Here is a 13,990-nt window from a genome sequence, read left to right as displayed (position 1 = left end):
CATCAATTTAATGAGGATAGAGCCAATCTTGAATTTTTTGGGTTAACCACGCGCATTCCTCCGCCACAAACATTTCACCAATGCGATAGGTTTGGGATGTGGTGCGAATGACAATCTCATATTTAGATCGCTTTTTCTCCATAAAAACGCCAATAATATCGGATAGAGAGGCTGATAATAAACGATATTGAATTCCCCTGGATTTTCGCAGGATTCTAAACTGGGTGTGATCAAATTCAACCCAGGTTTTTTCATCAGTTAAAAAGAATATCCACAGGAAGCCAGAAAAAAATAGGAGTGAACACAAAAACCAAAATAACAGGGGATTACTCAAAAACATCGGTATACAAATTGATAAGAAGAAACCAAAACCGAAATAAACAATGAGCAAATGAGAACACCCGATTTCCAGGTTAAATAGTTTTCCAAATCCTTTAGGCGGTAAGTAAATCTTTAAATGCTCTGGGGTGTAATCAACATTAATCGTACTATAAAACGGTTGATTCAGTTTTTTAATTAAAGCCCGTTGGGGAGTCAAATTTTGATTGTTTTGCGGACGAATTTTGCCCGCTTTTAACAACTCTAAAGCTTCCCGTGAGGTTTGTAAGCGTTTTTCTAAAGAAATTTCGGTTATTTGTTCAATCCAGTGAACAAAATTCGGATTTAAACTAATTCGATCTTGAAAGTGAATTCGAGCCTCTTTTTGAGGTAAATCCGCCGGGAAAGTATTCGTTAATAAATGAATTAATGTGGCTCCTAACGCATATAAATCCGATGCGGCTACCGCCCGACCCCAAAATTGTTCTAAGGGTGCATAACCACTGGTTCCGACAACAGTAAACGTTACGCCTGTAACACTGGCTTGGGCTTGTACGGCTCCAAAATCGACTAAATAAATTTGTTCTGAATCATCTAAAATTAAATTACTCGGTTTAATATCTCGATGTAAAACCGGAGGACTTAATTCATGCAAATAAATTAAGATTTTTAAGATATCCTTAGCAATTTTTTTAACTTGAGATTCCGTAAACCGATGTCCTTGATCTAATAAATCTTGTAACGATGAACCGGGAATATAATCTTGGACTAATCCAAACCAAGGTAAACCACCCCCAACACTTTGATCGAGGGAAAAATAATCTCGATAATGAGGAATTCGAGGATGATTTAAAGCTTGTAAAACCTGCGCTTCTCGTTCAAACAGTTTTAATTCTTCCCACGCCATTTGCGGACTAAAGGCTAACAGCTTGATAATGACTTTTTCTTGAGTTTGCCGATCTATTGCCAGCCAAGTTTGACGTCCGGTGGCGGTACGTCCACATTGGGATTGTAGTTGATAGCGGTCTTGGATAATTTGTCCTGAGTTTAACATATTCAACTCAAAATGAAGCGATCGCATACTCTTTAGGGTAACACGGGATCACGGAATGTCAAAGAAAAGCCAACAATTCCTTTAACTAACTTGTTTTAATCTAGGTTGAGAACAAGCTTGACTTTACAATTGTTCCAAGCCGTGAGTCATTAATCTTGGTTAATCTTCCATTTCTGGTTAAAATATGTGGGATTTTAATACAGCAAAATCACCGTTGCTGTCGTTTCCCATAATCAATACACCTCCAAGATGAAACAGGTTCAGACAGTTGTAGTGCAATGTCTTGTTGCGATCACAATCGGTTGTTTAGGATGGTATTCTACATCGCCATCGGTACGCATCGAAGCTGCGCCCCCCCAAAAGCCAACTTCCCCCTCAACCCCTCGCCCACCGCAACCCGTCATTGAACCCCAACCGGAAGTGCTACGCAATAAACATCGAATTGTGGTTGTTGGGGATAGTATTACCCAAAGTGGAGGACAATATGGCGGTTATGTCTGGTTGCTACAACGCTATTTAAATTTTTTGTATCCTCAACAACCCGTTGAAATAATTAGTTCTGGGATTTCTGGTAATACTTCAACCCAACTGTCGGAACGATTTAAACGAGATGTTTTAGATCAAAAACCCGATTTGATTACCATTAATATTGGAGTTAATGATGTCTTGCAAAGTTTCCAAACTCCAACACCAGCCAGACCGAATATTCCTACACCTCAAGAATATCGCCAAAATTTAACGGCAATGGTACAGGTTGCAACTGCTAAAGGAATTCCTGTTTTATTGCTATCCCCCACCATTATTTATGAAGATCTCAGCAGTCGAGAAAATCAACGAATTGCAGAATATATTGCTGTAATGCGGGAAGTCGCTCTGCAATATCGCTGTCAATTTATTGACTTAAATTTTCCCTTTCGTCATGTGATTATCACCTATCAGCGTTATGGGGGACAGGGACAAAATCTATTAACTCGTGATGGGATTCATCCTAATATTGCAGGTCATCAAATTATCGCCTATACCATTCTGAAAGGGTGGGGTGTTCCTGAACCTAAAATTCAAAGCTTAAAACTCAATGATTAATTTAATCCTGATTGTTCAAATCATCGACTGGGAATTACCCCTAGGAGATCACTCCCATCAGGGGTGATCACCCGTTTGTCATGACAGATGAATGAGTTTCTTAACGCTTTACAAGAGCGGTAGAATTTCGGTTTTATCCTGATTTCAACCTATATTTCCACAAAAGATCAGTGAGTTGTCAATCACGAACTGTCAACCCTGAAACCTTTCCTTCTGGGGAATCTGGATCTTCTTTGAGAATTGTTAATTTTTGTAGAGGAGTACCCAATTATGCTAATCTACAGAATAATCATTAACGTCTGAAATTTTTATCAAGTCAGGAGTAGTCTAACCCCCTGTAACCTCGGTCGAGTTATTGCCATCGTCATTTGTTTTTCTCACAGTCTAAATTTATAGCATCAATTACTGAATATGAAATTACAAGACATCCTAGGAACAGAACAACGTTATGATATTAAAGCGATCTCAACTGATGAGGAATTAACTCGTCAAATTCAAGTTATATTAATTAATTTGACTTTGCTTGATCCTCCAGCAGATGGCAAATTTGGCCCTAAATCAACAGCGGCTCTCCATCGATTTCAAACCTTAATGGAATGCGGAGAACCGGGATTTTTAGGATTAAAAACCGCCAAAAAATTAATTGAAACCAAGCGAGAAGACATTTCTACTGATGTTCTCATTCTTAAAATTACAAAAGAAACTATTTTAAAACTTAGACCTGTTGCTTCCTCTCAACTGAGTGATACAGAAAAGCAAGGAGTGAAAGCAGGTCAAGAATTTAAACTCCTCGCCTACGAACCTTTACGGGGTCATATTCGAGTCGCATTTCGGGCTGATGAATTTGGAGAACAATCTGTTTGGTATGTCTTTGATCAACACGCCGAAATTTATCAAGGGAAAAATTTAGTTTGTCCTAAACCTCGTCCTCAAAGTATCAAACTGGCTAACTTTCCCTATCGTTCTCAATTGGATAACTATTATAATCCCACAGGTTCCTGTAACGTCACTTCTATTGCTATGTGTTTGCAATATTTAGGAGTTCGTCGGCGTACCAGTGGCGGTCAATTTGAAGATGAACTTTATGAATATGCCTTACAAAAAGGTTATAGTCGCTGGAGTCCCTATGATTTAGCTAAAATTGTTAAAGATTATGGGGCAAAAGATTACTTTGCAGAACGGGCGACAATGGAGGAATTACAAGATTGGTTAGCCGATGGCAAACCTGCGGTGATTCATGGTTATTTTACCTCCTTTGGTCATGTTATGCCAGTGGTTGGTTATGACGAACAAGGCTTACTGGTACATGACCCCTATGGAGAATGGTTTTCATCAGGATATCGTACCGATTTAAGTGGGGCTTATTTGCGGTATTCCTACCCTTTAATCCGTCGAGTTTGTATGCCTGATGGAGATTTTTGGGTGCATTTTATTACCACTTAATTGACCCAATTTAAGGGATCAGAAATCGGGTTTATTATGTTATCTTTCTGTTAGTAGCAAAGGTTAATGCAGAAACCCGGTTTCTTGGAGGTGTGTACAAGCTGAACAATTTACTGTTATGATTGAGTTAAGATCTCATCATTCCCAGACTTTACCATGAGTCAATGTCTTAACCCTGATTGCCTGCACTCTAACCCAAAAACGACTAATTTTTGTCAAAAATGTGGATCTAAGTTACTTTTAAAAGAACGATATCGAGGGTTAAAAATATTAGGACAAGGGGGATTTGGCAGAACGTTTCAAGCGGTGGATGAAGATAAACCGTCTCAACCCTATTGTGTAATTAAACAGTTTTTTCCTCAAGCACAAGGAACGAATAATCAAGAAAAAGCTGAGGAACTGTTTAAACGAGAAGCGATACAATTAGAACAGTTAGGCAAACATCCCCAAATTCCTGAATTATTCGCCTATTTTAGTCAAGATCACCGTCAATATAGCACTTCCAAATGAGTTATAATAAATGTAAGGTTAGCAATAATCCCCCAAAGCTGGCAACGGAAAATGAATATAATCGACGAAATAGACGATTTTATCAATCAGACAAAAGATCCTAGAGAAATTAAAAGAGCGATCGCTGTCAAACTCAAATTACAAGGTAAAGCCTACCGGGAAATTCAAGACTTATTACAAGTTTCTCAAGGATTTATTAGCCAATGGAAAAATCGGGTGCTTGTGGAAGGAGTAGACAGTTTAAAACTTCAATATAAAGGAAGGAAAGGTTATCTAAGCCCTGAAGACAAACAGAAAATTATTGAAGAATTAAGGGAAAGAGATTGGTTAAGATTGTCTGATTTACAAGTTTTGTTAGAAAGGGAGTATGGAGTCGTGTTTCAATCCCATCAAAGTTATTATAGCTTGCTGGAAGAGGCTCGCATCAGTTGGAAAAAAAGCCAAAAAAAGAATCCGGCTAAAAATGAGCAGTTAGTCCAAGAGAAAAAGGAAGAAATTGAAAAAAAGTTAGCGAGTTGGAAAGAGGAAATAGGGGCGGGAAAGCTGACAGTGTTTATGATTGATGAATGTCATCTTCTTTGGGGAGATATTTTAGGGTATGTTTGGGGAAGGACGGATCGAAGAATAGAAATTCCCATCAAAAATCAAAAAGAAAGGCAAACTTATTATGGAGCTTTAGATTACCAAACGAAAGAATTTATTATCAAAGGTTATGCGGCGGGCAATACAGAAAATACCGTAGACTTTCTCCAGTATTTACAACAGCAAAATCCGGGGAAAAGGTTGGCTATAGTCTGGGACAATGCCACTTATCATTGTTCTCAAAACTTTCGAGATTACTTAACTCAAGTTAATCAAAATTTATCGGAAGAAGAATGGCGGATTACTTGTGTAAATTTTGCTCCTAATGCGCCGGAGCAAAATCCGGTTGAAGATATTTGGTTACAAACCAAAAATTTCGTGAGAAAATTCTATCATTTATGCCCATCTTTTAAAGTAGTTAAGTGGCTATTTGAGTTTTTTGCTCAGGGGCAAATTTTTGATTTTCCCAAGCTTTTTATGTACGGGATTTTGCCACAACCTATTTAGGATTGCTATATCTGGTTCAAGAATATATTGAAGGACAAAACTTAAATCAAGAATTGTCTGAAACAGGAGCTTTTTCAGAAGATAAAATTATTAAATTATTAGAAAATGTCTTACCTATTTTAACCTTTATTCATCAACAACAGGTGATTCATCGGGATATTAAACCGGAAAATATTATTAGAAGAAAGAGTGATCATAAATTCGTTTTAGTGGATTTTGGAGCCGCCAAAGCAGCGACTAGAACGGCGTTAGCAGTGACAGGAACGGTCATTGGTTCTGCGGGATATGTCGCATTTTGAAAGCCGGAAAGTTGAAAGAAGCTGATCGAGAAACGGCTAATAAAATGTTAGAAGTAGCAGGAAGAACTCATGAGGGATGGTTAGATACAAACTCAATTAATAATTTCCCCTCTGAGGATTTACGCACCATTAATCAGTTATGGGTAAAATACAGTATGTCCCACTTTGGCTTTAGTGTCCAGAAGAAAATCTGGCTAGAAGTTGGGGGTAAGGTTGACTATGAGACAGAGAAAAAGTTAGGCGATCGCGTTGGATGGAGAAAGAACAGTAGTTGGATGAACTATGATCATCTAACCTTTTCATTCCAAGCTCCCGTAGGCCACCTCCCTCGTGTATTTACGTCTGGTTGGGGCGGAGGTAAGGGTGGTGTTCTTGCGTTGCTTCTCTCACGTCAAGAACTGTAAGCTGTAATCTCTAACAATTTCAGCCCTTTATCAAGTCGAGTTTTTGGGGTTCTGTTTGACCCAATTTTCGATATAAAAGGGAACGGTCAATAGGAATTAAGATGAAAGTAAAAGATAGAGAAATTACTCAATGAAACGTTATGCCATTATCATTGAAAAAGCCGAAAGTAACTATTGTGCTTATGTTCCAGATTTGCCGGGATGTGTTGCAACAGGTTACACAATAGAAGAAGTTGAAAAAGAAATTAAAGAAGCAATTATTTTTCATCTGGAAGGATTAGAAATCGAAGGTTTACCCATCCCTGAACCTACGTCAATATCTGAATATGTTGAAGTTTAATTTAAAAACAATGTAGAGGATTCCCAATGTAATATTTCTGGTGGTTCAGAAACCGGGTTTCTTATGCCATCTTTCTATTAGCAACAAAGGTTAAGACAGAAACCCGGTTTCTAGGAGGTGCTGGTGGGGTTCAGGAACCGGATTTCCTATGTTCGATCATGATGTAGATTTAAAATGCGATCGCAAAAAACATCTCCACACCCCAAACCTTGGTAAATCTTAATTCTGCGTCTAAAATAGAGATTAACCGTTTTTGTAAACAATATGAATTCGATTATTCTCAATAATCTTAACCCTGTTATTTTTGAAAAAATCCAGAGTTTAGCGCAAAAGCATAACCGCAGTTTAGAGGATGAAATCAAAGCTATTCTCGCTCGAACAGTGGAAGCAGAAATAACCGATCAAGTTTCTAAAAGGGCTAATTTTCGCTCCCAACTTGCAACAGCACGTCAAAAACATGGCAATCAGACCTTTAGTGATAGTGTAGAATTGCTAAGAGAGGATAGAAATCGTTGAGTAAATTCGTTGTTGATGCCAATGTCGCTATCAAATGGGTCTTGCCTGAGATTCATTCTGAAATTGCCCAACGTCTCTTGGATGATACCTATGAATTATTAGTCCCTGATTTCTTTTTTTCGGAAATTGGTAACATTTTATGGAAACGAGTCCGACGAGGAGAAACAACTTTAGAACTGGCTCAAACTGATTTAACTGTTCTGATGACAGGGGATTTACAAATCTATCCCTCACAGTCTTTAATGCCAACGGCTTTAGAAATTGCTGTTAGAGTTGACCAAGCTGTTTATGATTGCGTTTATCTCTCCTTAGCTGTTATGAATCAATGCCAGATGGTAACAGCAGATGAAAGGTTTTATAATGCTATTGCTAGAGATGTTCTATCCCCCTATCTTTGTTGGATAGAAAATTTACTGTAAAGCAATATGGGGGTCAGAAACCAGAAACCGGGTTTCTTAATCAATCTTTCTATTAATAGCAAAGCTTAACGCAGAAACCCGGTTTCTCAATTAACCAACTTGTACGACGCCGTATTTACTGGTTAATTTGTCTAATTGATTCACTAACAAACTCAGGAACAGTCCGACGTCGGTAACAACGCCAATAGACTCCACAGAACCACGATCGCTGAGTTTGGTGACAACCGCCGGGTTAATATCCACACACACCATCTTCACCCCGGAAGGCGTCATATTGCCAACCCCAATGGAATGTAACATTGAGGATAGCATCAGAATCATATCTGCACCCCGTAACAGTTCCGCATAATGCTCTTGAGCTTTAATTAAGTCCATTTGCGTATCCGGTAACGGGCCATCATCCCGAATCGAACCTGCTAAGGAGAAGGGAATGTTATTTTTCACACATTCGTACATAATTCCACTCTTAACGACTCCCTGTTCAACGGCGGCGGCAATACTTCCGCAACGACGAACACTGTTAATCACTTTAAGGTGATGACGATGACCTCCTTTAACAGCGACACCTTGTTTCATATCCACACCAAGGGAGGTTCCCATAATCGATTGTTCCATATCGTGAACGGCGATCGCATTTCCCCCTAATAAAGCCTGCACATAGCCTTCGCGGATGAGATGGGATAAATGTTGTGCCCCTCCGGTATGAATCACAACTGGGCCAGCCGTCACCACGACTTTACCGCCGCGATCGCGAATTTGGCGCAGTTCCCAAGCCACTTGTTCCACAATTAACTCAACCCGGCGTTCACTGGAAACTCCAGCAGACATAAAGCTGAATTCCTGGGGTGCATTGCGGGGTTCGCGAGATTCAGTTTTGCGGATCGTCCGTAGACCGACGACATCCACCACCACTCGTTCACCGAGTTTTAAATCCCGTAGAATCTTACATTGAGCGACAAGACCGTTGGGGGTTTCGGAAATGGCGATCGCACCGTCCATGCGTTGATTTTGAACCGTTAGCCATTGTCCATCTACCCGAACTTCAGTCGGATAAATGGTGGACACATAGAAATCATCGGGGCCAACACCATCTTGTTCGACGGGTTGTAAGCGAGCATCTCGTTGATCTTCGTCCAGGGAAACAACGCCAATATCAATTAATTGACTAATAATTTCTTCCATCACCTCATGGGAAGGAGCAGATATTTTAATCTCTGCTTTCGAGGTGCTTTGTCGTTGTTCTCCTAAGTTAAAGTTCAGGACTTGGAAACTTCCGCCGCCTTCGATGACTAAATCTAAAGCACGGTTAATTAAGCCTGCATCTAATAAATGTCCTTCCATCAGGACGGTGCGGCTTTCAATATTGATAACAGCATGACGATCAATAATAATCGGTTCTGTCACCCGCAGGGTTAAACATTTGGCGGCTCCTCCTGCTTTTAAAAACTCTGTTAAGGGAGTTTCGAGAACGGTAAAACCAGCTTCTTGCAGTCGAGCTTTTAAGTTGTCGCTGGCTTTATTCATAATCACCGTCTGATTAATATTGACGGTATTACAAGCAAAGTTAATGGCGTCGGGTTCTTCAACAATAATCCGTTTTTCTGGGGGAACTCGCAATTCAATTAAGCGATTTGAATAGGAATCAAAGGCGGGAGGATAATACATTAAATACCCACCTGTTAACGGACAAAAACAGGTATCGAGATGATAAAACCGTTCATCCATTAACCGCAGGGATAGCACTTCAATATCCAGCCATTCTGCAATTAAGGGATGAGAATCAAGTTCAGACCGGAAGCCATATCCTGCCCATAAATAACGTCCTTCCCGGTCAAATAAAGCATCTCCAGCACCTTCAAAGGGGAGGTCTTTCGGAAGTTCATGAACGGTAAATCCTTGGCTTTCAAACCAAGTTTTAAAATAGGGTTCTTCCCCTTGACGTTCTTTATGATAAAAACGGCTGAGAACGACGGTTTTATCGAGCACTAACCCAGCGTTGGCGGTAAACACCATATCCGGCCAACCTTTAGCGGGGGTTACTAAGTCAACAATGGCGTTTTCTTTGATAAGATGGTACAAACTTTGCCATTGTTCTCTGGCTCGATCAAAGGACGATTTGTGGATATTGCCCTCCATCCAAGGATTAATTACATAGTCCACGTCATAGTGGTCTGGAGGACACATCAGGAAACGAATTGAATCTGTCATTTTAGTTAGAATAGGGTAGACGCTACAGGTTGCTACCGATAAGAGATTGGAGTCACTACAAAATCCCACTTCTAAGGTTGAGAAGGGGGAGTTAGGTCTATAAAAAGCCAATTTTTAATTATATCACTGGGATGTGGACACACGGGGTAATTAAATGTTAGGAAAACCTGACATTAGTTCATGAATCTGATGGAGTTCTTTTTAATGGGGTTTGAAAAAAAATGGTTGTATTTTCCTAAGCCTGTAGTAAAATAAAATTTTATACCGCTACCTACAAGTTTTTTGATCCAAGCATAACTCAACGCTTAGAGGTTGGGGACAGTTTTGCACACCTAGTTAAATCTAAATAAGATGAAATACAATCAATTAAGGAAAGAATTCATTACTGGAGAGTTTTTTGTGGTGTGTTCAAAGTTTTGTCTAAGCTTTAACACATCTTCCAAAGGGATCAGGCTCTATGACGAATCTTTAAGAAGTAATAAATCATGGATGGGAGAAATCTCTGCCCCCCTTCCGACCGTCAAAAAAGACGGAGATATAATTCAATTGATCAAAAAAGAAGATTACGGAGAGATAATTTTAGTGCTATCCTCTGGTGAGGAGGTTGCAATTTCTTGTGACTTCGGTGAAAATTCCTCCTCTGAAAATGAAGAACTAATCTGGACAGCTAATTTGTATGATGAGGATGCTTTGTGGCTAAAAAATAACCACAAGGCGAACAAAATGACAATAGAAAACATCAGCCTTTGGATAATGGCTACTTACGAGGAGAGTGGCTTAAAAACACTCCGACAAACACGAGCATATCACTGGATTGTCGGGGAGAACAAAAATAAGGAGTTAGAAACAGCCTTAATAACTTTCTCTCCAGAAAGTATACCCCTAAAAAATATAATAGGTAAAGCAATTTACATCGCCCGGTACAAAACATCCCTAGAATTTTCCTTTGATATAGGGACGTTTGCTGTAGGTCACTACAAAGTCCCTATAATAGAGGAAAAACCAGGGGAACAATTCCCAGAATACTTTTTGGGTTCTGGCATTACTACCACACCCCCATCGGGGATTGTAAAGCAGCTAAAAGAGATGGTGGATGAAGCCACAAAAAAAAACAAAAAGAATATCTCCATTGAGTTAAAAGATGGAGTAATTCAAATAGATAAGAATGTCCTTATCCCCGTCAGATTTAGCTTTTTGAGTTTTCAGGGATCACTTTCATTGAAACCAATAAAAGCTTTCGTAAATGATTTCCTATCTAGTAGTGAGAATACATATTTTAACTTTCCTGCAGAACTAAATGGGGTGTCGGAAATAGGGAAAAAATTACCAGAATACGTCATAGTCAGTGTCACTTCTGGTGAAGATGAATTTGCTTGTAATCTTTTTTTGCTCCCCTGCTCAATAAAAATGCCATTCGTAATGGTCAATGAAAACCCCAATTCTAGGGATGCCAAAAGAACGGCAGAACAAATGGAAAACACTGCTAAAAAAGCAGTTGAAGTATTAGATGAGATCGCATTTAAGATCGCGTCTGATCCTAGCTCTTATGGGGACATCACTCCTGAATTCATTCAAGAGAAAAAGAAAGAAATAGAGACGATCGCGAAAGTGGTTACACCTCTAAAGCGTGATAATTTGCTAAATTCCCGCAGAAAGCGGTTACTCCTCCAAGCCCATGACGGGTTGGGTCGGATCTTCGAGATCATCTATGAAATAGAAACTTATGCGTTATCATCGGGAATCTTATTAGATTTTTTTGATGAACCAGTTTCCCTGACAAAAACAAAAATTGAAGCAGAAGTTAAGGAAGATATTAATAAATTAGGTCAGTTTTTTGCAGATTTTGTCAAAGCCATTCAAGATCCAACTACTGAACATATTAAATGGACACTAGAACAAATCCAAAAAACCTTAGAAGCCTTAGAAGAAAGCCTTAAAGTGTCAAGTCAAAAGGTTAATAATGCAACTCAAGAAATTACCAATATCCTTAATGGAATCACTCAAACATCAGAACAATTTGTTAAACAATTCCTGCAACAAATCATTAACTATTGGAATGAATATTGGAAAGAAAGGATTTTAGAATGTATTTTGAGTGTTCGTTTAGCGGAAGAAGCACTTACTATTGTTAGTCAAACCAAAAAAAATCATTCAATTTTTGCAAGCAGCCAAATAGCTCAACATCTCATCAATGAGAAAGTTTTGTATTCTTTTTTCATTGCAGGTATGGCTAGTGCAGTCCCAGGAGTTTCCCTAGTTGTAGACTTAGGTGGAACAACACCATTATTAATTCAAATGGTTTATGAAATTGCTTGTGCTTATGAGCAAAATATTAAATCGCCAGAATCAAGACAGGAGATCCTAGCCATTTTAGGTTTAACTTTGACAACAGATAATTTACCAAAAATTGGTTTAGGGTTTTTACTTAAGCATACTCCAATTCCAAGTTTTGCAATTAGCGGCATCATTAATGCAACCTTATTTTTAGCGGTAGGATATGCGGCTTGTCAATATTATGAAGTAAAAGTAAGTGGTAAAGATCCTCTTTCACAAGAAATTTATCAAGAGTTAATTGCTGAGGTTAATAGCTATGTTTCTCAATTAATTACAGAAGGTAAGAAAGTTCAAGAAATAGTCAATAAAGCAATTGCTGTAAAAGACAAGTTACCATCTGTAACTTAGAAAGAATTGAGGTTAATTTTTTGATGTTGATAAAATTAACCTCAATTTTAGTTTGTTGCCCTGAAATAAATTTCGGGCTAAAAGCTAAAACTATCTAAAGATAGTTAAAATTCAAAAAACAACCCGTTTTAACGGGTTTAAGCTCTGAGCCGGAAATTGATTTCACGGCTCTATTTGGATGGAAAAGGTTGAGTGAACCCGCCCCTAAGTCAGAAACTATCTAATCCTTGTCTTGATAATCTGGTTCTAAACCCAAAATTGTAGTCCCATAACAATGATGTTCTTTTTGATTATTCACATAAGCTTTAGCATCTTCCAATTGTTTCCCTCCTAATGTCAAAACCCCATATCCATGTTGCCAACTAAACCCTAACCCCGAAGTTGAAGGGGTATGATTCAAATGATAAGCACTACTCCCTTTAATGGTTTTGACAAATTCAGAAACCGATAATTTTGGAGGGATAGAAACCACAAGATGAATGTGATCTTCCACACCTCCAATTGCATGAACAATACATCCTAAATAATCGGCTTTACCAATAATATAACCATAAAGCTCTGATTCTCGATCAGCCGTTATCAAAGGTTGTCGATTTTTTGTTGCCCAAACTAAGTGATAATAGGTACGCCAAAATGCCATATTAAATCCATCAAGACCCTCTTCCTAGAATACAATTAACTTTTAGATCGGTAAACTTGAATTAATTCCGCAGCAATACTAATCGCAATTTCTTCAGGCGTTAAAGCACCAATATCTAATCCAATAGGAGAATGAATTGGCTGGAGTTGATGAGAATAAATCCCACAATTTTGTAAAGCTTTATAGACAACTTTGATTCGTTTTTGGCTGCCAATCATGCCAATATATTGATACGGTAAATTAATATTTAAAATACTTTTTAAAGCTTCAATATCATATTCATAACCTCTTGTTACTAAAGCAATATATAAGTTTTTTGGGGACGTTAATTGTTGTAAAACGGTTGCAATATTTTGATTAAAAATCAAGGAATTGGGGGGAAATCGTTCAGGAGAGGTAAATTCAGGACGAGAATCTTGGATAATGATTTTAAAACCCATAAAATCAGCAATTTTAGCTAACTTTTCTCCGATATGACCTGCTCCAATAATGAGTAAGGTAGGAGGGGGTTGTAGGGTTTCTATAAAAATTTGATCCGAGGCAGGGATAGGATGTTCAGATGTGAGTAAATAGGGGAAAGCAGCATCAAAAGAAGTCACTAACATAATCGATTTTCCCGCTTGCAATAAAGATAGAATATTCTCAGCTAAAGCGATCGCTTTTTCTCCTGACCATCGTTCTAATAAAACTTGCATTAACCCCCCACAAACTCCCTGGGTTTCTCGTTGTGGTGCGCCGGATAAATCGATATCAACCCATTGTTTTTCTCCAGTTTTTAAAACCTCTCTGGCTTGCTGAATAACTTTTGCTTCTCCAGCACCCCCCCCAACAGTATTAAACGTGCGACCATCCTCACAAATGATCATTTTTGCCCCCAGTTCTCTAGGGACTGAACCGATAACACGGGTTACGGTTGCAACGACCGCAGCATTTTCATATAAAACCTGAATGAGTTGTTGATAAAATTGAATAATCATGAAGTTAG

Annotated in this window: 12 protein-coding genes and 2 pseudogenes; 10 read left to right on the top strand and 4 right to left on the bottom strand. The window is 38.6% G+C overall.

Annotated elements, in window-relative coordinates:
- Positions 1–7: 7 nt before the first annotated feature.
- Positions 8–1,372, bottom strand: coding sequence for a serine/threonine protein kinase (locus NMK36_RS22925; protein ID WP_254174699.1), 1,365 nt, complete (start codon positions 1,370–1,372; stop codon positions 8–10).
- 249 nt (positions 1,373–1,621) lie between these two features.
- Between NMK36_RS22925 and NMK36_RS22920 the strand changes: the two genes are divergently transcribed.
- From NMK36_RS22920 to NMK36_RS22880, 9 genes and pseudogenes are all read left to right on the top strand, one after another.
- A complete protein-coding gene (locus NMK36_RS22920; protein WP_083579923.1) occupies positions 1,622–2,455 on the top strand; it encodes an SGNH/GDSL hydrolase family protein in 834 nt (277 codons plus the stop codon).
- 411 nt (positions 2,456–2,866) lie between these two features.
- Positions 2,867–3,898, top strand: a complete 1,032-nt coding sequence (locus NMK36_RS22915; protein WP_254174698.1) for a C39 family peptidase — start codon at positions 2,867–2,869, stop codon at positions 3,896–3,898.
- A 156-nt stretch (positions 3,899–4,054) separates the two neighbouring features.
- Positions 4,055–4,393: pseudogene (locus tag NMK36_RS22910) on the top strand (4-Cys prefix domain-containing protein); the annotation flags it as partial.
- Positions 4,394–4,459: 66 nt separating this feature from the next.
- Complete coding sequence (locus tag NMK36_RS22905) at positions 4,460–5,497, top strand: IS630 family transposase (protein WP_072718165.1); 1,038 nt, start codon at positions 4,460–4,462, stop codon at positions 5,495–5,497.
- Between the two features lie 8 nt (positions 5,498–5,505).
- Positions 5,506–5,790: pseudogene (locus NMK36_RS22900) on the top strand (protein kinase domain-containing protein); the annotation flags it as partial.
- 17 nt (positions 5,791–5,807) lie between these two features.
- Positions 5,808–6,200, top strand: coding sequence for a GUN4 domain-containing protein (locus tag NMK36_RS22895; RefSeq protein ID WP_254174697.1), 393 nt, complete (start codon positions 5,808–5,810; stop codon positions 6,198–6,200).
- A gap of 130 nt (positions 6,201–6,330) precedes the next feature.
- A complete protein-coding gene (locus NMK36_RS22890; protein WP_072718330.1) occupies positions 6,331–6,540 on the top strand; it encodes a type II toxin-antitoxin system HicB family antitoxin in 210 nt (69 codons plus the stop codon).
- 264 nt (positions 6,541–6,804) lie between these two features.
- The gene (locus NMK36_RS22885) at positions 6,805–7,056 is read left to right on the top strand and encodes a hypothetical protein (protein ID WP_254174696.1); all 252 of its coding nucleotides are present in this window, start codon (positions 6,805–6,807) and stop codon (positions 7,054–7,056) included.
- Positions 7,053–7,475, top strand: coding sequence for a type II toxin-antitoxin system VapC family toxin (locus NMK36_RS22880; RefSeq protein ID WP_254174695.1), 423 nt, complete (start codon positions 7,053–7,055; stop codon positions 7,473–7,475). The genes NMK36_RS22885 and NMK36_RS22880 overlap by 4 nt, the downstream gene beginning before the upstream one ends.
- A gap of 90 nt (positions 7,476–7,565) precedes the next feature.
- On the opposite strand, the gene argZ is transcribed toward NMK36_RS22880, so the two are convergent.
- On the bottom strand, positions 7,566–9,683 hold the full coding sequence (argZ, locus tag NMK36_RS22875) for a TIGR00300 family protein (protein ID WP_254174694.1): 2,118 nt from the start codon (positions 9,681–9,683) through the stop codon (positions 7,566–7,568).
- Between the two features lie 351 nt (positions 9,684–10,034).
- Between argZ and NMK36_RS22870 the strand changes: the two genes are divergently transcribed.
- Complete coding sequence (locus NMK36_RS22870) at positions 10,035–12,365, top strand: EcsC family protein (protein WP_254174693.1); 2,331 nt, start codon at positions 10,035–10,037, stop codon at positions 12,363–12,365.
- A 220-nt stretch (positions 12,366–12,585) separates the two neighbouring features.
- Here NMK36_RS22870 and tnpA read toward each other — a convergent pair whose 3' ends face one another.
- Both tnpA and NMK36_RS22860 read right to left on the bottom strand, forming a co-directional pair.
- Positions 12,586–13,005, bottom strand: coding sequence for an IS200/IS605 family transposase (tnpA, locus tag NMK36_RS22865; RefSeq protein ID WP_254174692.1), 420 nt, complete (start codon positions 13,003–13,005; stop codon positions 12,586–12,588).
- 35 nt (positions 13,006–13,040) lie between these two features.
- Positions 13,041–13,982, bottom strand: a complete 942-nt coding sequence (locus tag NMK36_RS22860) for an XdhC family protein (protein ID WP_254174691.1) — start codon at positions 13,980–13,982, stop codon at positions 13,041–13,043.
- Positions 13,983–13,990 lie beyond the last annotated feature (8 nt).

Origin of the sequence: Planktothrix pseudagardhii, assembly GCF_904830925.1 — a bacterium.
In the GTDB taxonomy this organism is placed as follows: domain Bacteria; phylum Cyanobacteriota; class Cyanobacteriia; order Cyanobacteriales; family Microcoleaceae; genus Planktothrix; species Planktothrix tepida.
Note: the sequence above shows the minus strand (reverse complement) of the source record. Positions and strands in the feature narration are given on the sequence as shown.

What these genes read in the sequence shown, in the direction of transcription:
- NMK36_RS22905 (WP_072718165.1), top strand. Translation starts at nt 4,460, where the DNA reads ATGAATATAATCGACGAAATAGACGATTTTATCAATCAGACAAAAGAT.
- NMK36_RS22860 (WP_254174691.1), bottom strand. Translation starts at nt 13,982, where the DNA reads ATGATTATTCAATTTTATCAACAACTCATTCAGGTTTTATATGAAAAT.
- NMK36_RS22885 (WP_254174696.1), top strand. Translation starts at nt 6,805, where the DNA reads ATGAATTCGATTATTCTCAATAATCTTAACCCTGTTATTTTTGAAAAA.
- NMK36_RS22920 (WP_083579923.1), top strand. Translation starts at nt 1,622, where the DNA reads ATGAAACAGGTTCAGACAGTTGTAGTGCAATGTCTTGTTGCGATCACA.
- argZ (WP_254174694.1), bottom strand. Translation starts at nt 9,683, where the DNA reads ATGACAGATTCAATTCGTTTCCTGATGTGTCCTCCAGACCACTATGAC.
- NMK36_RS22925 (WP_254174699.1), bottom strand. Translation starts at nt 1,372, where the DNA reads ATGTTAAACTCAGGACAAATTATCCAAGACCGCTATCAACTACAATCC.
- NMK36_RS22915 (WP_254174698.1), top strand. Translation starts at nt 2,867, where the DNA reads ATGAAATTACAAGACATCCTAGGAACAGAACAACGTTATGATATTAAA.
- tnpA (WP_254174692.1), bottom strand. Translation starts at nt 13,005, where the DNA reads ATGGCATTTTGGCGTACCTATTATCACTTAGTTTGGGCAACAAAAAAT.
- NMK36_RS22870 (WP_254174693.1), top strand. Translation starts at nt 10,035, where the DNA reads ATGAAATACAATCAATTAAGGAAAGAATTCATTACTGGAGAGTTTTTT.
- NMK36_RS22890 (WP_072718330.1), top strand. Translation starts at nt 6,331, where the DNA reads ATGAAACGTTATGCCATTATCATTGAAAAAGCCGAAAGTAACTATTGT.